Below are 24,093 nucleotides of genomic sequence, written 5' to 3' on the forward strand. Positions count from 1 at the left end.
CTTCGGTCGCCGCGCCAACATTGATGACAGCAACGCCACCGGCGAGTTTTGCAAGACGTTCTTGCAGTTTTTCGCGGTCATAGTCGGAAGTAGTATCTTCAACCTGTCTACGAATCTGATTGATCCGACCTTGGATAGCTTCGGTGCTGCCTGCGCCTTCAATAACGGTCGTATTGTCTTTGTCGATGACAACCCGCTTTGCCTGCCCGAGATCGTTGATGTTCACGTTTTCGAGCTTAATCCCGAGGTCCTCAGAGATAACGCGTCCATTCGTGAGGACAGCGAGATCTTCAAGCATTGCGGTCCGGCGGTCGCCGTAACCCGGTGCTTTGACAGCTGCGCCACGGATAGTTCCACGGATCTTGTTGACCACTATGGTGGCTAGCGCTTCGCCTTCAACATCTTCAGCGATGATGAGGAAGGGTCTACCTTGCTGAGCAACCCGCTCAAGCATCGGCACGAGATCTTTGAGCGCGCTAATCTTCTTCTCATGGATGAGGATATAGACATCCTCAAGCACCGTTTCCATACGATCCGGATCGGTCACAAAGTAGGGTGACAGGTAGCCACGATCAAACTGCATACCTTCGACCACATCGAGCGTGGTCTCAAGGCTCTTGGCTTCCTCGACGGTGATAACGCCGTCTTTGCCCACTTTTTCCATCGCATCCGCAATCAGGTTTCCAATCTCGCCATCGTTATTGGCAGAGATAGCGGCGACCTGTGCGATTTCTGTCTTCTCGGCAGTCTCTCGACTCATGCTCTGCAAACGATTTACAACTGCCTCGACCGCTTTCTCAACGCCACGCTTGAGTGCCATCGGGTTGCGGCCCGCAGCAACGTTCTTCAAGCCTTCACGATAGATTGCCTGCGCCAAAATGGTGGCTGTCGTTGTTCCATCACCGGCGACATCGCTGGTTTTGGAGGCAACTTCCTTCACCATCTGCGCTCCCATATTTTCATACGGATCCTCAAGTTCGATCTCTTTTGCAACGGTCACACCATCTTTCGTGATTGTCGGTGCGCCAAACTTCTTGTCGAGAACGACGTTCCTTCCCTTTGGACCCAAAGTTACTTTCACGGCATCCGCAAGCGCGTCAACGCCACCTTTAATCTGGTTGCGCGCGTTTTCATCAAATGCGAGTTGTTTTGCCGCCATTGTTAATCCTCCTAATTTTCTTGATTTCCAAAATTAGCTAATCTTCGCCAGGATGTCATCTTCGCGTAGAATCAGCAGCTCTTCATTTTCATAGGTCACTTCTGTGCCGGAGTATTTCCCAAATAGAATTTTATCTCCAGCTGCAACGTCAATGGGTTGCCGATCGCCATTTTCAAGCAAGCGACCGTGTCCAACAGCGATGACTTCGCCTTCTTGGGGTTTCTCTTTCGCAGTGTCAGGGATGATAATCCCGCCACTGGTTGTCTGCTCGTCTTCTTCAGTGCGACGGATTAAGATCCGATCACCTAACGGCGTGAGTGCCATATCGTTAGTCTCCTTTTTGTTAAAGTGTAAATCAATAAACTGATACAACACATAAATTATATGCAATAGATATGCCACCCTGCTATTACTGGATTATTTGCCTGTTAATGACATTTTGACACCCCCAAAACCGAGACAAAATGTCATTACGGCTCCGAATTTCCCATGTGCGTGCCATTTTGTCGCTGCACATTTGTGGCAGTTTCACTAGGCCACCGAACACGAAATAGCTTTCCCCGTTCGATCTGATTCGTAGGCTGCCGCCAGAATCCTGTTGGTGCGCAGCCCGTCCGCCCCCGTCACAATCGGTTGCTCTTCCCCCATCACACACCTCGCAAAATGCCCAAATTGCAATTGGTAAAGATCTTCAAACTGAGATTCAATAAGTTGAGACCCGCCGCTGACGGAGAGGTTGATCTTCCAGCCATCATCATTGTAGACCCAGACCCACCCATCGGTGCCGTATATTTCGATAATAAGGTCACACCCCGCAGCAGCGAAACTAGTGTCCACGAACCCTTGAGCGCCGTTCTCAAAACGCATCATGATCGTTCCGGTCTCTTCAACATCGTACCTGTGGAGAACACTATTACAGAATGTACTTACCTGGCTGACCTCACCGACGATATAGCGTAAGAGATCCACTCCGTGCGATCCAAGATCCATCAGACTACCACCGCCGCCCTGTTCCGGCTTACCACGCCACGCGCCCGGCGGGATTGGAAACGGCTTAAGAAAAGGCACCCGTGCTTGGACAATTTGTCCTAAACGCCCCTCGGTTACCCATTTCTTTATCTGCTGAAAACAGGAGTGGAAGCGGAACAGGAAGCAGATTTGCAGATGCACACCGTTCGCTTGGCAAGCGTCGATCATCCGTTGGCACTCCTCCGTATTCATCGCCATCGGCTTATCGCAGAGCACATGGAAACCGCGTTCCGCAGCCGCGATTACCTGCTCACAGTGCAGATATACAGGCGTTGAGATATAGATTGCATCCAGCGCCTCATCCGATAGGAGTTCCTCGACCGTTGTATAGGAAGTCCGTGCGCCATACTCTGTGGCAAGCTGTTGGGCACGCGCTGCATCTCTAGAAAGTAGCGCATGAAGCTCCGCCTCTTTCGCTTTAGTTATTGCTGGCATAGCCCGGCGTTGTGCAACGCTTCCCGCGCCAAGCACTCCCCATTTTAATGCCATGTTATACTCCTTAATAAGCATGCAGTCCAAAAAATTAGATCTGAATCTCACCTATTTAGTGTCACTCATCCCGCTTTTTGGGATTATAGTGGATCTTAGAATCAATGAGGTACTCCAAACCGGTGCGGTTGGAAACCGCACCTACCGGCCCCGATAAATCGGGATCGAAACCGAGGGGCGCAAGTGTCTTTTTATTTTTAGAATTCACCATAATATTCCCTGTATCGAATTTTTCTATTGAGAATCACGACATAAATTGGTATAATAGAGGATAGCATTTCAAGGAACCGTACTTGAGATTTTGGTAAAGCAGGTGCCAGCATATTCTGCATTCATGATCATCTGCGTTACACTTTCTACACAACCTGTTACTGGTTACTAAAATCCCAAGAATCGAAAGGGGGGTAGGTTTAATACAATGATCCATGTCAGAGTAGAACCGGACGAGACACTTGATAGAGCCCTTGCTCGCTTCAAGAAGATATGCGGTAAAGCAGGTATCGTCACGGAAATCAGACGACGCAGCTTCTACGAGAAGCCGAGCGAAAAACGACGCCGCCTAGAGCTAAAACGGCAACGGAAAAATAAGATTCGCACTTTTCACACCAGACAACGATAAGGGACGTAACTGACCTGATTGGCGTTGCGACCGTGATTGTAGTGCCATTGACATATTTTGTAAGCCACATCTGAATCAGAAGGCATATATATTTCTCATGGATAATCAACAGATATTCGATTGAGTAAATGTATATGCCTTTTTTTTACTCATGCTAAGAATTTTGGATAGAGTATTTGGAAATCCACACTTAGAAGTTTAGCACATTTATTCAACCATTGCACTCTGTTTTTACATAAGCCAATCTGTTCTGTCTAACGAAAATTAGGGAGGATTATAATGAAAGCGATTATCACCTTATTAATCATTGGCTTAACTGTATTTCTATGGGGTTGTGGTGACGATACAGAAGAAACGACTTCGGTAGAAATCCCGATTCTTCTCAAAAATGTGAGGGAAGAAGGAATGTACGCAGTCAACGTGACGATAACAAGTACAGGGATGAAACCAATAAGGACAGAGCAAGATCTGGCTATTCAAACCGACAGGGATAAAGTTTACGTCACAGTTGACGAGGTTCCTCGCGAAGGGGATTGGTCTGTCAATATCAACATGCGCCTCGTCTTAAACGATAGAATCGTTGTGTATCAAGGACACAGTCAACTTCTCTTTTCGGGTCGTGACCGTGCCAATGTCTCGCCTATCACGGTGAAGGCTGTTATCCATCGATTCGTAGCAACATTCGAAGTAACCAGCGAAGCTAGGCTGACAGAGGTAGGGTATCTGGAGAATGGGCATATCATCGTCGATGCTGGTGAATCAAAAGATACGCTTTACGGTATCTCCTCCGTCAGATGGGACTGGGGAGATGGGGAACAGACCGAATATAGTCCCGACTTGACCGCTAAGCATACTTACATTGAAGTGGGAAACTATCTCGTTACACTCACCGTGAAAAACAACGCGCCGGTTCCCAAAAGTACGGTGTATCAAAAGGTGGTCCAAGTTTCAGTTCAGCAACAGATACGCTTTGAAACGGATGGTGCCGTTATGCACCTGATTCCTGCTGGTGAATTTGAGATGGGCGACCATTTTGGAGAAGGACAAAGCGATGAACGTCCGGTTCACACGGTGTATCTTGATGTCTTTTATATGGACGAGACAGAGGTTACTAACGCTATGTACAGGGCGTTTGTTGAGGCAACTGGATATAGCAACATACCATTTCACTGGAACAAGGCAGATGATTTAGGTCGTCTGAGCAAACCACATTATCCCGTCATTTATGTGAGTTGGCACGATGCGATGGCGTATGCGAAATGGGCGGGCAAACGGCTGCCAACTGAGGCTGAATGGGAATATGCCGCACGAGGTGGGCAGGTCGGTAGGCGATATCCATGGGGGAATGAAGCTAGCCATGCGAAAGCCAATTATAGCGGAGAAGTGGAACCTGATATATGGTATTGGCCCGCACCTGTTAAGAGATTTCCCCAAAATGATTACGGTTTGTACGATATGGCGGGCAATGTATGGGAGTGGTGTATGGATGAATATGATAGAGATTTCTATACCACGAGTCCGCGAAACAATCCGGTGGCTGGCGGATTAATCCCCTTAACCGATAACGATTTTCGCGCCCTGACCGCCCATCGTGTCTGGCGTGGAGGTGCATGGGACGGCGGATCAACAAGTATAACCGTCAGTAACCGTTCTAAGTCTGCTCCAAACTCACGTTTCTTGAAGACAGGCTTCCGTTGCGTTTTTCCCCTAAAGTCTCAATCGTTAGAAGAAGCCCGTTAGCATGCAGGTGTGACTCATGATTAGGGCAAGGATTTCGCTGCTACTTTTGGCAAACGGAACTATCCGTTAGCAGGTTTTCGACGGAAACGATCGTACTTCGCATCCACCAGAAAGTCCTTGAGATATATGCGCTCACCGTCCAGCTGATCAGAGACGTTCGCACCCAGCACCGCAGCAAGGCTATTCATGCTGCTCCCGAATGTACTCCGAAGTTGATCCGAATTCCCCGTCCCAATCGCACCGAGAAAAGCGCGGCTAATCTGTTCGGTTGGATCTACGCCACGGGGCAGCGGTAGTAGATGGCGCACTGCTTCTGTTGATGGTGTTTGCGCCGGCGGATATTGCCCATCGTAGTAGTATGCAACGACATCATTTCCTTCAAACTTCAGATGTCCGTGCGTCCAGAGTATACTTTCATACCCGTCACTAAAATACGTTTGGCGAAGACGGGACAAGATGAGATTTGCAATACAACCACGCTCAAAGCCGTATCTTACACTGTAGGCATACGGGTTATCCCCACCATCAACGATGTCTGCCGCGTCACGGTGGATATAACTCGCTTCAACCCACGCGATGTCCCCAAACCAATACCGCATCAGATCCGTCTGGTGAATGCCGCCTTCCACGACCGTCGCCCCAGACCACTCGTAGTTTGCCGTCCAGACACGATTGGCAGGGCCACCCAAGGTTTCAGTTTTAGTATGTTTGATTGAATGACCTTCAAGCGCACCATTGCCTATCATGGTGGTCATTACAGGTTGTTTATCCGCGAGAAAGTCGTGGACAGCTTCATAACGCGCATCGTACCGCTGTTGGAACCCTGCTGTGGAAATAACGCCGTTCTCCTGTATCACACGTTCCATGTCAACGGCTTCATTGAGGTATAGGCTCATCGGCTTTTCAGCAAAGATGTGAACTCCCGCATTCGCCGCTTCGATAATCTCGCCGTTATGTACCCCGGGCGGCAAGGCGAAATAGATCGCATCCAACGACAATTCTGCGAGAGTTTCCCCGAAATCTGTCGAGGTGTGGATGCCATCAATCTGAAATCCCTCCACATACCTCTGGATTTTTGCCTCCGCAAGGTTTTCCTCAAAAACGTCGATTAACGCCGCAATTTTGGTAAGCCCCTCGCCTTGGAGTTTCCAAAGGGCTTTCAAATGCTGAAGTCCACGTTGTCCAAGACCGAGTATCGCAACGCGAATTGGTTGGCTCATCAAAATTCCCTTTCCTGAAAAATAGGTAGCCTATCCTTTGAAGATCTCATTGACTTTTTCTAACCCGTCCCATGCCGCCGCAAAACCAGCATACGCGGCAACTTGAAAAAAGACTTCAACGATTTCAGCCTTCGTTGCACCGTTATTCAATGCCATTTGAACGTTTAGTTCTAGGGCATTCACTCGACCCAATGCCGCTAAAATCGCAATGCTACAAAGGCTCCGCGTTCTTAAATCTAAGTTGGGACGACTCCAAATCTCACCACCAACAACTCCCATCACACACCTTTCAAAGTCCGGAGATAACGACCTAAATTTTTCTCTCAACTCGTCTATTTTATGAGTACCAACCATTTTTGAAAACTGTTCAACACCTTTTTGATATTGTTCTTCAAGCATTGTGCTTTTCTCCTGCAATAATTTGGCGACAAAAGTATAACTAAAGAAAATCAAAATCACAACCCAAGTGCGCCTGCTCAATGTGCTGGGTATATAGCAGCCCATAGCCCCGCTGGAAATGCGGTTCGGGAAGGACAAGCCGCTCCTTCCGCTTGGCTAATACTGCGTCATCAACCAACAGTTCCAACCGCTTGTTTGGGACATCTAACTCAATCAGATCATCATCTTCCACCAACGCGAGAGGTCCACCGATAGCCGCTTCGGGAGCAATGTGAAGCACAATCGTGCCGAATGCCGTTCCGCTCATCCGAGCATCAGAAATGCGAACCATGTCTTTAACGCCCGCCCGCAAGAGTTTTTTCGGTATCGGGAGATAGCCCGCCTCCGGCATCCCCGGTCCGCCGATGGGACCAGCGTTCTGTAGAACAATGATATGCTCTGGAGTGACGGGTAAGTCGGGATCATCAAGCCTGTCGTGCAAATCTTCCAGTGACTTGAACACGACTGCCGGTCCGCGATGCGTCAGTAGATCCGGTGAGGCCGCTGAACGCTTAATCACCGCTCCCTCCGGCGCTAAGTTCCCATAAAGGCTAGCAAGCGTTCCAGATTCATACAGCGGTGCCGTTCTGGGCTTAATGACATCCTGCCACGCAGCAGGTCGAGGCACGTCAGAGAGATTCTCCCCAATGGTATTCCCTAACAATGTCCGGGCATCTCGATGGAGAACGTCTTCAAGCACTTTCATCACCACTGGAACCCCACCCGCCTTAAAAAGGTCCTCCATATAATACTCTCCGCTCGGTTTAAGATTCACTATGACCGGAGTCTCATCGCTGATTCGATCAAAGTCGGTGAGTTTAAGCTTAATACCGAGCCGCCGCGCAATCGCTGTCAAGTGGATGACACCATTCGTTGAACCACCAATCGCCATCAGGAGACGGATGGCGTTCTCGAAAGACTGCTGTGTCAAAATCCTCGAAGGACGGAGGTCGTTCTTGATCATTGAAACAATTGTTCTACCCGTAGCTTCCGCATGACGCCGCCGCTCCGACATCACCGCGGGGATAGCGGCGCCACCGGGCAACATCAGTCCAAGTGCCTCCGCCAATGCTGCCATTGTGCTAGCAGTACCCATTACCATACAAGTCCCCGTGCTAGAACACAACCGACTTTCAACTTCAGCCACCTCGTCGCTGGTCAAACGTCCAGCGCGATATTCGCCCCAAAATCGACGGCAGTCGGTGCAAGCCCCAAGTCGCTCGCCCTGATAATCCCCGGTGATCATCGGTCCGGCGACCAGACTGACCGCCGGACGATCTGCGCTTACAGCCCCCATCAACTGAGCGGGAACCGTCTTATCGCACCCGCCTAGTAGGACAACACCGTCCATCGGCTGGGCACGGATCATCTCCTCCGTGTCCATCGCCATTAAGTTGCGGAACATCATCGTGGTAGGCGCGGTAAACATCTCTCCAAGGGAAATTGTTGGGAATTCAATCGGCAGCCCGCCGTGAGACAACACCCCCCGCTTCACCGCTTCGATAAGGTCGGCAAAATTGTGATGGCAGCTATTAAAACCGCTGAAGGTGTTGATGATGCCAACGATTGGGCGTTCCAACTCTTGATCCGAATATCCCATCGCTTTCGCAAACGCTTTACGGATGTAGACGCTGAACTCTGGATCCCCGTAGTTTGTTAACCCGCTTTTGATGCCTGCTGGATTTTTTGTCTTCATTATATCCTTATACCCTTTCCTCACCATACCAATTGACGGGTAAAATGAGTAGTTTGCTAGTGCGACTCAGCATCAGGGGCGTTAGATCTCTATCCGATATACGCGCACGGCGGTATCGTGAAACATAGCAGCACGCTCGTCAACCGAGTAACCCGATGACAAACGTTTGAAAGCATTATACATCACGTGGTAGGAATAAGAGACCTTATCCACTGGGAAATTGCTCTCAAACATACACCGGTCAGGACCGAACTGCTCAATACAGTAATTCATCAAGGGTGCCATATCCGATGCAAGTTCTTCTGAACCGGCGGGTGTTGTTCGGGCATGCCAATCAAAACCGGTGCGGGGCATGCCGATACCCCCCAGTTTGACGTTGACATTGGGGCATTCTGCGACGGCAGCGATACCGCTCCGCCAAGTAGCGAGTACCTCATCGTCCCGGCTGGCATAAGGACCTACCCGTAGCAAGCCTCCGATATGGTTGAGAATAATGGTCAAGTCAGGCACTGCTCTGGCAAAATCCGCCAGTTCGGGCAGCTGCGGTCCCATATCTGCCAACACCCGTGCACCAGCCCGAAAGTTGTCAGTAGCCAATTGTCCTTCCACCCTGTGAGCGCTCGTGTTTTCCACCTCTGGGTGGGGATCCCAAGTTACAGCATGGCGGATGCCACGAAAACGGTTGGGACTCGCTGCCTGTAACGCTTGAAGCACAGGTTCAACCTGCTCCCCAAGGTTCAGGTTAGCATGGCCAACGATTGCCGCTGCAGCCCGGCAAGGTCCGTATAACCCGCTTGCGCTGGCGGCTGCCAGTCCTTGCACAAATTCCACTTCGCCCACAGGGCGCATCTCCTCCGGACCCTCAGCACGATACATCGCTCTCGCCTCAACAAACACTGTGGAACGTACATTGTGACCGCTATTCACGTCATTAGCTAGCTCGTGGAGTAGATACCGTTGGTAAGGAACACGCTCCGTCCGAAAATCCCAAAAGTGGTGATGCGGATCACAGATGGGAATCTCCGGTTCCAAGGTCGGTTCCGGGGTTAAAGCAAGCCAATCATTGCCTCCAAATGGCATAAAAGCACCTCCATTGTAGTAGATCGAGTTTTGTATGATGAATAAACACTAGTAGGGGGTAAGAAGTTCTAGATATTTATTATAGCACTCTTTTTCAATATTAGCGATAAAACAATAGCATCACAGATTGATCGCATTTTTGTTGTAAAATTGATGAAACACTGATAAGATAATCGTGAGAACTTTAGCGCAGAAACCTCGTTTTTCGAGCGCACCTCTCAGTGTCAAATCGAAAAGTTGAGTACATGTGAATTCTTGTCCCTGACGCGAGTTTAATCTGCTTAAACCAAACTTTCGATTTCCAGATACGGAGAACGCACTATGCCAATGTCTCACAAAGTGATGAAGCAGAAAATCAAAAGGCGATTGAAGGGCAAAGTGGGCAAGGAAAAGCAGGATGAACTCCATCGAATTCTTGAGGAGTTACCTAACTACCGCAGTGGACCCTACGCTGATCTTCGCAAGTCACTCAACGAAGAAATTCAACAACAGCAGAAGCGCTCAAAGGTGCAACACAAAGATACTCTAGCTGTTGAAAAAGAAGGGCACTTTCAGATGGCACTGGTGGGTGCACCCAACGCCGGAAAATCCGCATTGCTCAAGGCACTCTCTCGCAGGCAGATAAAAGTTGCTGATTACGCTTTCACCACCCTAAGACCCATACCGGCAAGAGTGGATTGCGATGGTCTGTGGATTCAATTGGTTGAAATTCCGGGCATAATCGCGGGGGCAACGGAGGGACGAGGAGGGGGACAAGCACTACTGAGTGTGGCAGCCAATGCTGATGGTTTAATGATCGCACATGACCTGACTGCTGATCCACAAGAATTGAACATTATTCTAACGGAACTGGCAAAGACGAAGTTGCCCCAACCTCTGTTAATTGCATATACAAAAATGGACGATCCCGGTGCCGAGAACCGTTTAAGAGCGGTACAGACGCGATTCCCTCAATTCAAAAGTGTTGCGGTCTCGGCAGAGCAGAAGTTGCACCTTGATACACTAAAAGAAGCCATACGAGCATCCACAGGGTTGATTCGTGTATTTCCACGTTCAAATCAGGCTGGAAATAAGCCAGATGAGAAGCCGGTGATAATCCCTGCCAATAGCACCGTAGAAGATTTTGCAGGCAAGATTCACAAGGATATTGCCCGAAAGTTGAAACACGCTAAAGTTTGGGGAAGCTCCGTGAAATTTCCCGGTCAGCAGGTTGGAAAAGGACATGCTCTGTCGGACATGGATATTGTGACTCTTTATACAACCTAGTAGGTGTCAAAAACGCGCAAAATCGACTGCAAACTTATCACCTAGTAAATATGTGAGATTATCTCACCACGTTGGTATACAATACCTCCTCAACCTAGCGTTGGAGATCCATCATGAATCATCACCAAGTATCTTCTATAGACGAGCAGCCGGCATCCGTTACAGCCTCGGCGGGAAAACCCGACTTCGGCGCGGTCCGCAACGACTTTCCACGGGCAAGAACCGCCGCGTACTTCGATAACGCCTCATCACACCCGCTTAGCGTTCATTCCGCCGCAGCCCTGCACCGCTATGTTGATTGGGTGGCACACGAAGTGGGCGAGCCGTGGTGGCCCCCTTGGGCAGCACCACGGGACCAATCCAAACGTCTCTTCGCCAAACTCATCAACGCCCAACCGGAAGATATCGCCTTTGCGCGCAGTGCTGTCGAAGCAGAGAGTAACATAATCAACGGTATGCAGGAACACCTCGCCGGTGGCAACATCGTCACCCATGACCTGCACTACGCCGCGTCCCTTTACAACTACAAAATGCGGGAAAAAGCCTCCGTGCGCTCATGTGTTGGGGACGATGATAGCCTCCGCATCGTCAAACACCGCGATTGGCAGATTGACCACCACGACATGGAACGTGCGATTGATCACAACACCAAACTGGTCTCCATAACGCTGGTATCGAACGTCAACGGCTATCTCTCGGACGTGAAGGCTATCAGTGACCTCGCCCACGCACATGGCGCCTATCTCTACGTCGATATTATTCAGGGCGTAGGGGCTGTGCCGGTCGATGTGGAAGCAATGGGCATCGACTTCGCTGCGTGCTCCACCTTCAAGTGGCTTATGGGGGTCAAGGGGTTCGGTTTCCTCTACGTGCGCTCAGACCTCCAAGGCACTGTGGTGAAGCCCACCCAGCACTGCGGAGGTATAAGTTTTAATTACCCTCCTTGGGTTGGAGAATCTGACCCAAATATCACGGAGTACGTCTTTACACCAACCCCCGGACCTACCTGTTACGAGGTTAGCTATCCGTCCTACGAGGGTGCCATCTGCGCCCAAGAGAGCCTGAAGTATATTCTCCGGTTGGGTGTTCACAATATTCGCAACCATGTACGCACACTCACCGATCGGCTGATGGAGGAACTGCCCCCCCTCGGCTATCCCGCTATTACCCCCAAAGGAAACGAAAGCCCCATTGTAGCTTTTGCCGCACCGGATCCAGCGGAGACAATGGCGAAACTCAGAAACGCCGGCGTTCATGTAGCGATGCGCCATGGCAACAAGATGCGCATCTCTCCTTCCGTCTACAATAACCAAGAAGATGTCTCCCGCCTGCTCGAAGCACTCGCGTAGACGGTGCAAAGTGCGAATAGGCGTCTGGAGATACAGTCTAGTCAAGGAGGAAACATGGCAGAAAATTTCTGGTTTAATCGCATGGCTGAACATTGGAGTATCCCACAGCGGCTCGATCTAGTGGAGCATGTAAGAAGGGCAAAACTGCAAGTTGTGCAGGTGGGCACCTTTGGACCAATGTTCTACAGTTTGGCAGACGACCCCGCAGTCAATCGCCACTGGGTGGGGATGCCGCTACTTGGGATTAGAGAAAACCTTGCCTGCGCAGCGGAACTCATCCCCCAACTCCAGGAGGCTGGCGCACAGGTTGTCGGGCAGATGAGCATGGCATGGAACTACGGAAACCACGAAGAAGGTCAAGGACTGTTCGGTGCGTGGGAACGAATCTGGACGGAGGATCTTCTAGGAGCTGCTCCCTGTGCTACCGCTGAAGAAACCCAACAACGGCTCGCAGATGGCACTTTGCGACGTTGGGACATCGAAGGCCGCCCATATCTGACCTATAGCGGCTGTATGTGTAATCCCCACTGGCTTGCCACCCTGAAGTCGATGGTGAAAAAAGCCATCCAGCTGGGGATAGATGGGTTTAATGTGCATCATAACTTCGAGAACTTCTGCCGATGCGGTTATTGCCAAGGTTATGTGCGAGACAAACTACAGCAAGCCTTCGACACTACCGACCTGCGACGGATTTTTGGGGGGCACGACCTCACCGAAGTCACAGATCGCTTAACCCCGTCCTCAGAATGTCCGGAGGATCTACGACAACGGTTTCAGCTAACCCTCAATCGTGCAACCCACCTGCGCCGCAAAGAGGCACTGGACGAAATATACATCACTCACGGTCGTTCACTGAAACCGGATCTCCTGCTAGCACAGTGGTATCACAAGTACGATTTCATGCCCCACGACGAGCGCAGCCTTCTACCGAGTGGGCTATGGGCAAAAAACGAGGATTATATCTGGTACAGTCAGGGCGGATATAAGGGGATGAGTTTCATCAAGCACGGTTATTTAGCGGATATGGGGCTGCCCGCTCGGTTCATCTATGCGACTGGCGGCGGCAAACCTTTTGTAATTAACAAATACGATTTTCGTCGCTTGCGACTGTCGATTGCCGAAGCCGCAGCAAACCATGCCGCAGCACTCGCATATCATTGGGGCTATGATGAAAACCCGGATTTTGCTGTGGAGGATTACTACGCTCCCGTTATCCGGTATCAACGTTTTCTCGCTGATCACGAAACCCTTCTACATCCCGCCCAACCCTGGGCACAGCTAGCACTGGTCTATCCGCGCCGCGCTGAATTAGAAGACGAATCGGATTGTCTAGAACCGCTCAAGCGGATTGGTCGGTTGTTGGAGGACAGGCATCTACTCTTCGACATTATTCTCGATGAACAACTCCTTGATTGCGCTACTAACTACGATACGCTCATCCTGCCCAACGTAAAACGTCTATCCCCACAGGAGGGCGCACGCCTCAAGCAGTTCGTCGAAAATGGTGGAAAACTCGTCTTTACAGGGGACACTGGAAAACATCAACTTGACGGACAACCTTACCCGGAAGAGTTGTTAGCAGATTGGGCGCTAACCGAGGAGGACCGCAAGGGTACAAAACCGGAGAGTGTGTGCTATGTCGCGGAGGGACAATGGGAACCCGATTCGGTGGAAGTACGAGCTGGTGTACAACTACCGGTATATCCCTCCCTAGAGAATGATTCCTTCGGACAAGGTTTTCTGAGGGATTTGGAAGATTTGCTTGGGGCAGTATACTTGGAAACCGATGCGCCTTGGTTTGTTCGGGTACGCGCTTGGATGCCCGAAGGGCATGATGCTTTGGTGCTGCACTGGGTCAATTACCGGCAAGATGAGGATGTGGACATTGAAACACCGCAACCAACAGGGCCCGTTCAAGTAGCGTGTAAGGTGCCGAGGGGCTACCTGGTAAATAAGGTCGAGTGGCTCTATCCGGAGAAGGGCGAATCGGCTACCCTACCTCATGAAACACTTGGCGAGCGGATCCACTTCACAATCCCAAGCGTGATTGTTTACGGCTTGAGCGTGCTGCATTTACAGAAGGTTTGAGAGAATGGAGATTGTCCCTTTCCTACTTTTTATCCTCTGCTGTATTGCTATCGTTGGAGCAATTTGGGGACTTTTCTATCTCTTAACCCGTTTCGGGCGCGGTGAATCTTACGATTTACGATCTGTTCGCTGCCCACAGTGCAACACCCAACGAAAGCCGCGAAAAACAGGAAAGTTTAGGAATCTTGTTGAAGCAGAACTCGAGTGTCCGGTATGTGGTCATATCTCGTGGGATATTCCCCCGCGAACCGACCTCTCCGCGCAAGCCAATGGACAAAACGGAACGCAACACATGATCCGCAGCAAACAACCTTCCAAAGGGCTAAAACTTACCCTTTGAGTGGATCCTTATTTTTCTATCTCACCATCCCAGTAACTCACATTATCATCTTTGCGGAACAGTCGTCTAGAAACATAGGGGAAAACTTTGTTGGAATCGGGATATTCGCTGACACCGTGCGGTTGATTCATCCCTACCGCTAGTACCGTGCACGGTGCATGCCCCGTATTGACTATTTTGTGGGCACCCGCCGCCCCCGGAGGAAAGGCGATAAAATCCCCGGCGGTAATAGTCAGATCTCCCCGCGGGGTTTTGAGCGTACACTCTCCCTCCATCACATAGAACATCTCGTCGCTGAAGTGATGAAAGTGCATGGGGAAACTGGCGTTTTTGGGGTGCAAACGGATGAGTCGATATCCTAACAGCTGCGCACCGATGAGTGGATCTATGTCTTTATCCTCAAAGTCGTACGGTTCGGGGGCTTTCCGTTTAACCCAATCAATCTCATCAATGTTAATCCGATTAATGTAAATATCTGTGCGTCGTTGGAGGCATTCGACTAATCGCTGGCGACCATCCTGCAGAATCGAGTGACCATCCCCAACCAAAATCGCATCGAATGGCAAAGCGAGAAGTTTTCGCAGTTCCAAAGCTGCTTTCGGCGGATCTTCTAACTTTTCATCTGCCAGCAACGTCAGCGATCCGATGGGTGCTCCGACGACCAGATCACCCGCCAGCACAGCACGTTTTTCACGGAAGTAGAGCGCAATTTCCCCCCGACTCTTGCCGTAACGCAGGTGGATTGCCTGCAATCCCGGCACAATCTCCTCACCATCGGTAATCTGACGGTCGGCTTGGACCTCCAATGCACCAGCATCTGCCTCATGGATAACAATACTTGCCCCTGTACGTTCCCGAAAGAACTCCGCCTCCCGTTCATGGTCACTATTGGTTAGCACAATCAGGGCTGCCCCACCGAGGTTGTCAAACTGGTTCAAGTCAGAATCAATCATCGGCACAGGGTCGACAAGAATGTTGCCTTCAGGACGAACCCATAGATGTCCGTTGAAATCAACTTGGCGCATTTCGCTAAAGACTGACCAACTATAGATGTCATCAAAAATGAGTTGTTTCATCGCGATTCCTTTCCATCATCGCAGTTGTTGGGTTCTTGAATCTGCCGCAATCCTCTCACTGATTAAGCTCCACAATCCACCCTCTCGTCTTGGCAGGTTTGTACTCCCCGCCACGCAGATATTCTGACGTATGCCACAAACACAGATGTTTCCCGTCCGGCAGCCAAGTGACAGCGGTCAAAGAGAGTGACGTCCGTGCCACCGGCAGCACCCGGTTCGTCTGACGGTCCAGAACCCAAACCTTCCACCGCAGCCCCATACAGTCCTCACGTTCCATGTATGCGAGCCTATCTCCTTGCGGCGACCATGTTGGCGAAGTATGCTTCAGAACTTGCCTATTACCAACAGTATTAGCGGATTCCATCGCGGAAACATCGACAATATGCAGCTGTTTATCAAGCGCAGGATCCGGTATGGGGTTGCCTCGAAGAACATAGGCTAGATGCGAACCATCCGGTGACCATGCAAGCTCTGTAACGCGTTGAGATTGCGTAGGGATCTCCCCGAATTTAGTTCCGTCTATATTATGAATACGAATCCGAGAATGTCCAGACTGATAGTGTTGGTGGTCTAGCCCCACTGCGATACGCTTGCCATCGGGAGACCATACCGGCGGATCTAGATAGCTGAACGGTACAATTCGTCCATCAATAGGAACACGCGCTACCGCCATAAGCCCTGTTTTGTCGATATTAATCCGATAAACGACGTCCGTCCCCTCTTCCCAGCGTCTAAACGCAATCTGATTGGCAGTGGGAGACCACGCAGGCGCGTCGCCTCGCACCAATTTAATCAACCGCAAATTTTTCCAGTCAATTGCCCATATGTGACTCTCATTCGACTCATCATAGGCCTCAAAAGCGATAAAGTTGCTATCCAGTGACCACGAAAGATGGGGATTGTAAAAGACGCCTTTATGCAACCGCCGCGGTTGTTTTGCCCAAGCATCCGAAATCCAAAGCTCGCTCGCCTGCCAATACTGCCCTGATAGGTTGGTTCGCCTCAAAAACGCAATCCGTTTTCCGCGGGGAGACCAATGGGGATATTCCGCTCCTTCAATCAGTGCTAACGTCCGGTTATGCTTGCAGATTGCTATATTGAAATGGATGTCATCCGTTTCTACAAACACACCTATCCCACCCCCGTCCATCCAACCGACTTCACCGTTTGGAAGCTCAATCTGATACCAGTCTCCTATTTGATTCAGAATTGAGAGTGTTACTCCGTCGTTAAGTGTCAGGCTGACAGGGGATCCTGCATCTCTTTCTGTATAAACGGAGGCTAGATCGCGTACCACCGTGCCAATTGGACCTGCCTCTGACGAGATTTGGGATGATTCACTTTCCTGCGGTAGGGCTTGAGGAGCCTCACCTTCCTGATTGGTAAAGGCGTACACATACCCATCATCCGATGTCACATAGAGTATGCCGTCGGAAATGGCTGGCGCAGTATCAATAAAGCCTTTAGTCGGATAAGACCAGATTTCTTCTTGAGATTCAATATCTAAGGCATGAATTTGATTGTCTCGGGCGCCAATGTACACCACACCGTTGGCGATTGCGGGATAACTGTAAGTAAGCGGTGTGAGTTTACGCCAAGCGTTGACGTCATGCTGTGGTGCGATGGGACGCAACCGTCCTTGTGAACAGGCATATTCAATTCCATCAATATACACGCGTCCCTTTAGCTGCGATTCCAATTCACCGGTTGTCGCATCAATAACGTAAATCTTCTGAGTATATGCCCCGATATATAGTCTTCCTTTTGACAAGATTGGTGGAGAATCCATCCATGTTTCCGATCGGAATTCCCACAGCCAATCACCGGTTTGAGCATTGAGGGCGTAAATATGATTATTTCTTGCACTAAAATAAACGCGATTATTCCAAACCGTTGGTGCATATCGGATCACGCCACCAGCTTTGAAACTCCATTTGATTCCCCACTGTTTTGCGTCGAGCGCGTAAAGTATGTGATCTGTGGAGGCGACGTATACCATGCCGTAGGCGATGACCGGACTTGCTTGAATTGGTCCACCGGTTTTATATTTCCAAAGCAACTTGAGTGGGGGGGCGAGGGTCTGATCAGGGCTTCTGCCAGAGAAGTGCAAATCGTACATGAACATCGGCCAATCTTTGGCACGGGTGGGAACAGCAGGAACGACGGGTGGGCTTTTCGGTTGGGATTCCGGTTCGGATTTCGGCTTGGAAGTTGGCTGTGTATTCTGATCTTGAGACTGGCATCCCCATAACAGGAAAAAACTGATTAAAAGCAGGATAAACTTCCTATTCATACATCCTCCGCGTTATCAAAGCCCTAAATTTGTTCGTACGGACCGGATTGATAACGGCTTTCTATTTGCGGTTTAGCGTCTTAGAGCAGTATAGCATTCCCCGGAGCGAGCGTCAATAGGAAAACCGAAAAAGCGATTCTTTATCCAGCCTATGCATCTTTCAAACAGATATTCACGCCCTCGTTCCTTGACCCCAATATCCCCGATCCCTCGCAACGGCGAGAAATTCCTGATCAAACACTTCGTCTGTCAAGACTTCCCCTGTGGCATTTCTCGGCGCAATCCATTGTACGGGTCGATTTCCAAAGCACGGTGCGAGGTCCACCAAATCAAAGTTTTGTAGGATGCCCCACGCCATCACTTCGAGGTCGTAACGTTCTTGGTCGTAAAAGCGTGTGTTCGTCAAATCGCGATACGAATAGAGCAGATCTTCAAATTCAAGAGATGTAAATCCGTTCTCTAATGCCCCAGCGAAGTAAGCGTAAAACGCACTTTTGCCGACCCCATATAGCCCAATCTGATTAACATCTGCCCGTGTCCGGAGATAGTCATATCCGCGCAGGATGTCAAAGACGCGTAAACCCATCGTCGAGATGCCTAGCATCATGGCATCTGAAGCAAGTTTAAATTCACCGTCATGTGGGTGGACATCCCGATTGAATGAGCGCACTTGCACACCACCGATGCCACGCGGATCAAAGACAAACAACTGTCGACCGGAGGCAAGCCGTGCTTCGAGCCATTCCCGTTTATCCGAGTTATCGTTTGTACCGCGCTCAAACACAATCAGGTCGGTCTGTTCGACGGCGGTACCTTCAAGCGGATGGATAAAGGTCCCAGTAACGACGATATTGGGTTCGCTGAAGAAAAAGATTTCCTCCGTCTGGTAACCATCAACAACGTTTTCAGCAACAATACGAGGATAAATCTTCCCATCGCGCCCCTCCGGGATTCCAAGAACTTCCGCAACCCTCTCCCGCATCTGATCGGGATCGCGGTTACCGGCAAATTGGGGAACCGGTGATACTTCCAGTCGTTCTCTGTTAAGGTCGAACACCGTTCTGCTATTCGGATACAGATCTAGCACCTGACCGTTGGGTGTCGCCCAGAGCGCTTCATCCGGCAAAGTTTCCGGCTTGCTGGTCGTAAAGTCGGGCGACTCCCCGCGAAAATGGCGCTTGTACCAATTGACACACGCTTCACGCAGCGGCGGAGAATATTCATGCCGGGTCGGTCCAATTGCAATATCAACCTCGTCTTCAGCATCGTAGAGAGCGTAGATTCGCTTGGCTCTTTCCACAGCTTCGATGGCGCCTTCAATCGGGAAGTAATCATAAGCTGCTGCGCCGACGAGTACCGGCTTCGGCACCATAGCGGTGATATAATCGTCGTGGTCAGGTCCGTTGACGAAACATCCCGGTACAATCTGTTCGCTGTCCTGCGCTTGACCTGTTTTCATATACGATTCGAGCGTCATCACGAAAGTACACGGCACGGACGCTGCAAAGCGTGGCTCGCTTATCATCAACAGACAGGATTGGGTGCCTCCACCCGAATTGCCCGTTAAGCCGATGCGCGTCGGGTCAACCTCGGGTCGCGTTTCCAAATAATCGACGCCTCGCATAACGTCCCAGATAAAATGCCGACCAATGCTAGCGCCGCTGAGCGTAAATTGTAGACCAGCATAGGTGTGCTCCGTTGTGCAACCGCCGATAATCCGCTCTCCCTTCTCCGGATCAAAATACTGAAATCGCTCACCCTGACCTGGTGGATCGACGGCAAGCACGACAAAGCCGTTCGCAGCGAGATCGACACAAACGGCTTGATAAACCGGATAGGACTTCCCGAGATCACTATGTCCATGCACGAACACAACCGCGGGTTGGGGAGAGCCGATCCCTTTTGGGAGATACAACACAGCGGTGACGTAGAAGTCAGGCAGACTCTCATAGATTAACTTTTCAATGGTAAACGCACCGCGATCGAGGCTACCCATACATTGCACGTTCAACGGTGTGCGTTCTTCGGGCAAACCGCCGATGGCTGTCATAAAATGATCGCGCACCCGTTTCCGGTGTTCCTCAAAGGCAGCGATTGATGTCAACTCTGCCTTTTCTACCTCTTGCCTACGGAAATGTGCCTCCGCCCGGCGACGCAGATTATCAATCATCTGGTCCGAAACATCGTGGAAACCATTCACATTGGAGCCAAAAGTTCGCATGATTATACTCCATTCAAGTAAAATGTAACGCGTAAAACCTAAAAGACGGCATGTGAAATGCGAATTCAGTTGTTCATGAGGTTTAAGGGGAAAACAAATGGTTGAATTTCAAAGCGCGATAATTTCGCCGCTCGCTGCGGATTCATATCCAGCGCGAATAACAGCGACCGATTGGGCGGAGACTGCAGCGTTCATTTCGCTCTCTCTCCCCGCTTCTATGCAGTCCACAAACCCTCTCATATCTGGTCCCTGCTGATCGCCCGCTTGATCCACCGAGATCCACTGACGTTTAGGGATCATTCCCGATTCAGTTTGTGTGCTCGACCACATTCCCATTGGATCCATCGGATGCGGAGGCGTTTGTCGGAACGGCTCTTCGTCAGCGAACACTTCGAGACGCGGTTGCGCACCATCAAATGCCAATGCCCCCCGTGTCCCAACCAAATGCAGCCGCTGAACCCCGCCTTTGGGATGGCTCATCCACCCTGCACGTCCACCGATGATTGTTGCCACAACCCCATCCTCCAGCGTCATCATCAGCGCACCAAAGTCCTCAATACCACATGCGATGTGTTCTTCAAAGAAGAAATTGGCAGTTGTACCAAAAACTGTTTTAACCCGTTTCTGCGTCAGCCAATTAATCAGCGATACGGGGTAGACTCCCACATCAAACATCTCCCGTTTCGCCTCAATGAATGTGTATCTCTCAACGGTGGACCTTTCTACCCTTTTGCGACCCACCGGCGCAGTGCCAACATGTCCCTTAGCAAAAAGCACATCACAGTGGATAGCGCGGAGTTCTCCGATTTCACCCTCTTCCAACGCTTTTTTGGCTGCTTGCGCCCAAGGGGTGTGCATGTTGCTGAACATCTGGTTACAGATACCGGCTTTCTCCACCGCCGCTGTAATCGCATGTGCATCCTCAACACTCATCGCCAGCGGTTTATCTAGATAGAGGTGTTTCCCCGCCTCTGCGCATTTCACGTTCACACGGCCACGCCGCTCGTTTTGGACACACGAACTGACGATATCAATATCATCACATGCTAACGCCTCATTCAAATCAGGAATATAAGGAATCTCCAAATCGTCCGCAAGCTGTCGATTCAACTTAACATATTCGGGCGGTGCATCCAGTTCATCAGAGGCTGCAATAAGTTCACACCGTTCATCTTCGGCAAAGCAGTGGGCATAACTCTCCTGATGCGTGCGTCGTCCACCGATCACCAATACACCATATTTTCCGTTTCCCATTTTAACCCTCCGTCACGCTGATAGGCTGTTTTGTTTCTAATCCCTGACGGATCGTATCTATCAGAGCTGCGCCGCCACCAAAGTCGAGCGGGGGATTCATTAGGCGATATGGTCCCGTGGGTGTTTCGTGATAGATGATCCCGTTGTTTCCAACCAACCTTAAATCGACAGTTACCTCTCCGTCCACTGGGAGGCGATTCACACTTAGCAGCGCAGACTGTCCGCCGGCATACTTCACCATAGCGGTAATCTGCGTTTTGTCTGCATTATCCAGGGCATAGAGCTGTTCTGGCGGATCGGGCATCCAGCTATTGGCGATTGCAGTTAAGGCAGCGATGCCACCCACCGTGTCCACCGCCTCAATCGGGGCGTGCACAATGCAGCGCAAAAACACAGGGCTGCCAATTCGTCCCTCATCAATGACCGATTGAACGGATTGTTGAAGTGATTGTATCACAAGAATACCTCCATTAATTGCAATGTTATTGACGCGTTATCCGGTACGGTAAGAATCTTTTCCGAAACAAATGCGAAATCTATACTCAACCGAAGAAGTGAAAAATGTTAGGGCTTGCTTGACCATACTTGAGACCTGTGCTAAAATGCGAGCATTTATTGGTGAGCGATGAAGGGGAATTATTTAATCTTCATATTTACCCGCTCAATTTATATTGAGGAATACGAACTTTGTACATCAGGAGATGAAAATTATGCATGGCAAAACCCTAGAACAACTCGTCGCTGAAGCCCAAGCACAGATCGGACATACCTCGGCAGAAACACTGAAAACGGCTATTGACAATAACGAGTCTATTGTTATCTTAGATGTGCGTGATAAAGAACAGTATGCGGCAGAACATCTACCCGGTGCCATCTCACTACCCCGCGCCGCCATCGAGCTAGAAATTGATGAAATCGTCCCCGATCAGGATACGCACGTTGTCGCGCATTGTGGCGGTAACACCCGAGGTTCGCTCTCCGCACACACCTTGCAGATCATGGGATACAAGAACGCTTCCGTATTGACGGGCGGATTCCGAGGCTGGAAAGCGGCGGGTCTACCCACTGAAAAAGGGGATGAGGCAGATAAACAGTAGCAGAGCCGCCCCGCATATCTTACCATAAGCCATTTTTTTATCGTAGCATAGATGGAGTATCGTGTCAATTTTTATCTTTAGAGCCAGGAATTGCAGCGAAAAACAGATCTTAACAATTACACCCAACTGCACCGTAAAAGTAAGAGACGCTACCCAACATCAGAAAGGACTTACAATATGCAACAGCTAGAGAAAATCTTAATCGACTTTGGTAATGTTACATGGGGGCCGTGGCTGCTGGTCTTGCTCTTGGGAGGCGGTGCTTTTTTTCTCTGCTATTCCCGCTTTCTGCCCTTTCGATATATTAAGCACGCCATTGACATATTGCGTGGCAAATATGATGATCCCAGCGATCCTGGGGATATCTCCCATTTTGCCGCGTTATCTAGTGCACTTGCCGCAACCATTGGGGTAGGAAATATAGCCGGTGTGGCGGTCGCTGTAACGGTGGGTGGGCCGGGTGCAATCTTCTGGATGTGGCTCAGTGCCATTGTGGGGATGGCAACGAAGTTCTTTACCTGTACCCTCGCCATCATGTATCGAGGGACGGACAGTCGGGGAACAGCGCAGGGCGGTCCGATGTATTCAATTGTAGAGGGGCTCGGACAAAAATGGAGACCTCTGGGTGCTTTCTTCTGTGTAGCGGCCCTGATAGGTGCTTTGCCCGCGTTCCAGGTGAACCAACTCGTTCAGATTGTCCGCGACGTTATCTTTGTCCCAAATGGCTGGGTTGGTGAGTCGCATTTTACGTTCGATCTGATAGCTGGCATCATCATTGCTGGATCGGTAGCACTGATTATATTTGGCGGTATCCTACGGATCGGCACAGTCGCCTCTAAGTTGGTGCCGGGGATGTTGATCCTCTATATGGCAGCCGCCGTGTGGATTCTTGCTGTTAATTACGCCAATATACCGAAATGTCTTTGGTTGATTATCACCGACGCTTTTTCCGGACAGGCTGTCGCGGGTGGGGCGATTGGCGCCGTCATCATGACCGGTATACGTCGAGCGGCATATTCCAACGAGGCAGGCATCGGCACGGCAGCATTGGCTCACGGTGCTGCCAAGACCACCGAACCGGTCCGAGAAGGCCTTATCGCAATGCTTGGTCCTGCGATTGATACGCTTATTGTCTGCACCATCACTGCACTCATTATCCTCACCTCCGGGGTATGGCAGAGCACCGAAGCCAACGGTATCACCCTCACGGTGATGGCGTTTAATAAAGCGATGCCCGGCATCGGCCCCTATCTACTCACCCTTTGTGTCCTATGCTTCAGCACCAGCACCATGTTTGCCTATTCTTATTATGGTGCGAAATGTATGGGATTCTTAATCGGTGCCGAGCGTCAGCACATCTACAACTATTTCTATGTGGTGTTAATGGTGGTCGCTGCTGTGGTCTCTTTGGACGCAGCAATCAGCCTCATCGACGGTGCTTTCGCCCTCATGGCAATCCCGACGATGATCTCTACAATTCTGCTCGCACCAAGAGTGATGCGGGCGACACGAACCTATTTAGATCAATACAAGAATATAATCAAGTCTTGACATACTCCCCGCCCTAAAGGAGGAGGATACTTTTGTTGGTCTAGCCAACATTCTCTGCTCAGGCAGAGCAACATTGGGTTTCTAACCG

Annotated in this window: 21 protein-coding genes; 8 read left to right on the top strand and 13 right to left on the bottom strand. The window is 50.3% G+C overall.

What is annotated here, in order from left to right:
* From groL to J4G02_10720, 4 genes are all read right to left on the bottom strand, one after another.
* On the bottom strand, positions 1-1,159 hold a 1,159-nt coding region (gene groL, locus J4G02_10705), incomplete at its 3' end, for a chaperonin GroEL (GenBank protein MCE2395044.1).
* A gap of 33 nt (positions 1,160-1,192) precedes the next feature.
* Entirely contained in the window at positions 1,193-1,483 is a 291-nt protein-coding gene (groES, locus tag J4G02_10710; GenBank protein MCE2395045.1) for a co-chaperone GroES, read from the bottom strand.
* A 207-nt stretch (positions 1,484-1,690) separates the two neighbouring features.
* Positions 1,691-2,677, bottom strand: a complete 987-nt coding sequence (locus tag J4G02_10715) for a Gfo/Idh/MocA family oxidoreductase (protein ID MCE2395046.1) — start codon at positions 2,675-2,677, stop codon at positions 1,691-1,693.
* Positions 2,678-2,738: 61 nt separating this feature from the next.
* The gene (locus J4G02_10720; protein MCE2395047.1) at positions 2,739-2,888 is read right to left on the bottom strand and encodes a hypothetical protein; all 150 of its coding nucleotides are present in this window, start codon (positions 2,886-2,888) and stop codon (positions 2,739-2,741) included.
* A 207-nt stretch (positions 2,889-3,095) separates the two neighbouring features.
* On the opposite strand from J4G02_10720, the gene rpsU reads away from it, so the two are divergent.
* Together rpsU and J4G02_10730 are read left to right on the top strand one after the other, a co-directional pair.
* Positions 3,096-3,296 (top strand): 30S ribosomal protein S21, encoded by a 201-nt coding sequence (rpsU, locus tag J4G02_10725; protein ID MCE2395048.1) that lies wholly within the window; start codon positions 3,096-3,098, stop codon positions 3,294-3,296.
* A 279-nt stretch (positions 3,297-3,575) separates the two neighbouring features.
* Positions 3,576-5,036, top strand: a complete 1,461-nt coding sequence (locus tag J4G02_10730) for an SUMF1/EgtB/PvdO family nonheme iron enzyme (protein ID MCE2395049.1) — start codon at positions 3,576-3,578, stop codon at positions 5,034-5,036.
* Between the two features lie 59 nt (positions 5,037-5,095).
* Here J4G02_10730 and J4G02_10735 read toward each other — a convergent pair whose 3' ends face one another.
* The 4 genes from J4G02_10735 to J4G02_10750 all read right to left on the bottom strand — a co-directional run bounded on the left by J4G02_10735 (position 5,096) and on the right by J4G02_10750 (position 9,470).
* The gene (locus J4G02_10735; GenBank protein MCE2395050.1) at positions 5,096-6,256 is read right to left on the bottom strand and encodes a Gfo/Idh/MocA family oxidoreductase; all 1,161 of its coding nucleotides are present in this window, start codon (positions 6,254-6,256) and stop codon (positions 5,096-5,098) included.
* A 30-nt stretch (positions 6,257-6,286) separates the two neighbouring features.
* Complete coding sequence (locus J4G02_10740; GenBank protein MCE2395051.1) at positions 6,287-6,655, bottom strand: carboxymuconolactone decarboxylase family protein; 369 nt, start codon at positions 6,653-6,655, stop codon at positions 6,287-6,289.
* A gap of 40 nt (positions 6,656-6,695) precedes the next feature.
* Complete coding sequence (locus tag J4G02_10745; protein ID MCE2395052.1) at positions 6,696-8,390, bottom strand: dihydroxy-acid dehydratase; 1,695 nt, start codon at positions 8,388-8,390, stop codon at positions 6,696-6,698.
* Between the two features lie 81 nt (positions 8,391-8,471).
* Positions 8,472-9,470 (bottom strand): amidohydrolase family protein, encoded by a 999-nt coding sequence (locus J4G02_10750; protein MCE2395053.1) that lies wholly within the window; start codon positions 9,468-9,470, stop codon positions 8,472-8,474.
* A 321-nt stretch (positions 9,471-9,791) separates the two neighbouring features.
* Between J4G02_10750 and J4G02_10755 the strand changes: the two genes are divergently transcribed.
* The 4 genes from J4G02_10755 (at position 9,792) to J4G02_10770 (ending at position 14,513) form a co-directional block, all read left to right on the top strand.
* A complete protein-coding gene (locus tag J4G02_10755) occupies positions 9,792-10,736 on the top strand; it encodes a 50S ribosome-binding GTPase (GenBank protein MCE2395054.1) in 945 nt (314 codons plus the stop codon).
* A 113-nt stretch (positions 10,737-10,849) separates the two neighbouring features.
* Positions 10,850-12,085 carry an aminotransferase class V-fold PLP-dependent enzyme gene (locus tag J4G02_10760; protein MCE2395055.1) on the top strand — a complete coding sequence of 412 codons (1,236 nt, stop codon included), beginning with the start codon at positions 10,850-10,852 and terminating at the stop codon, positions 12,083-12,085.
* Between the two features lie 54 nt (positions 12,086-12,139).
* The gene (locus J4G02_10765; GenBank protein MCE2395056.1) at positions 12,140-14,173 is read left to right on the top strand and encodes a hypothetical protein; all 2,034 of its coding nucleotides are present in this window, start codon (positions 12,140-12,142) and stop codon (positions 14,171-14,173) included.
* A gap of 4 nt (positions 14,174-14,177) precedes the next feature.
* Positions 14,178-14,513 (top strand): hypothetical protein, encoded by a 336-nt coding sequence (locus tag J4G02_10770; GenBank protein MCE2395057.1) that lies wholly within the window; start codon positions 14,178-14,180, stop codon positions 14,511-14,513.
* A gap of 8 nt (positions 14,514-14,521) precedes the next feature.
* Here J4G02_10770 and J4G02_10775 read toward each other — a convergent pair whose 3' ends face one another.
* The 5 genes from J4G02_10775 to J4G02_10795 form a co-directional block, all read right to left on the bottom strand.
* Positions 14,522-15,589 (bottom strand): cupin domain-containing protein, encoded by a 1,068-nt coding sequence (locus J4G02_10775; protein MCE2395058.1) that lies wholly within the window; start codon positions 15,587-15,589, stop codon positions 14,522-14,524.
* A 55-nt stretch (positions 15,590-15,644) separates the two neighbouring features.
* Positions 15,645-17,882, bottom strand: coding sequence for a PQQ-binding-like beta-propeller repeat protein (locus tag J4G02_10780; GenBank protein ID MCE2395059.1), 2,238 nt, complete (start codon positions 17,880-17,882; stop codon positions 15,645-15,647).
* Between the two features lie 172 nt (positions 17,883-18,054).
* The gene (locus J4G02_10785; protein MCE2395060.1) at positions 18,055-20,103 is read right to left on the bottom strand and encodes a prolyl oligopeptidase family serine peptidase; all 2,049 of its coding nucleotides are present in this window, start codon (positions 20,101-20,103) and stop codon (positions 18,055-18,057) included.
* A 108-nt stretch (positions 20,104-20,211) separates the two neighbouring features.
* Positions 20,212-21,357 carry a Gfo/Idh/MocA family oxidoreductase gene (locus J4G02_10790; protein ID MCE2395061.1) on the bottom strand — a complete coding sequence of 382 codons (1,146 nt, stop codon included), beginning with the start codon at positions 21,355-21,357 and terminating at the stop codon, positions 20,212-20,214.
* 1 nt (position 21,358) lies between these two features.
* Positions 21,359-21,814 carry a hypothetical protein gene (locus J4G02_10795; GenBank protein MCE2395062.1) on the bottom strand — a complete coding sequence of 152 codons (456 nt, stop codon included), beginning with the start codon at positions 21,812-21,814 and terminating at the stop codon, positions 21,359-21,361.
* Between the two features lie 253 nt (positions 21,815-22,067).
* Here J4G02_10795 and J4G02_10800 point away from each other — a divergent pair, with 253 nt between their 5' ends.
* Positions 22,068-22,454: a sulfurtransferase gene (locus J4G02_10800; GenBank protein MCE2395063.1), complete on the top strand. Its 387-nt coding sequence runs from the start codon at positions 22,068-22,070 to the stop codon at positions 22,452-22,454.
* 177 nt (positions 22,455-22,631) lie between these two features.
* Positions 22,632-24,005 carry an alanine:cation symporter family protein gene (locus J4G02_10805; GenBank protein ID MCE2395064.1) on the top strand — a complete coding sequence of 458 codons (1,374 nt, stop codon included), beginning with the start codon at positions 22,632-22,634 and terminating at the stop codon, positions 24,003-24,005.
* Positions 24,006-24,093: the final 88 nt, after the last annotated feature.

Source organism: Candidatus Poribacteria bacterium (genome assembly GCA_021295755.1).
GTDB lineage: Bacteria > Poribacteria > WGA-4E > WGA-4E > PCPOR2b > PCPOR2b.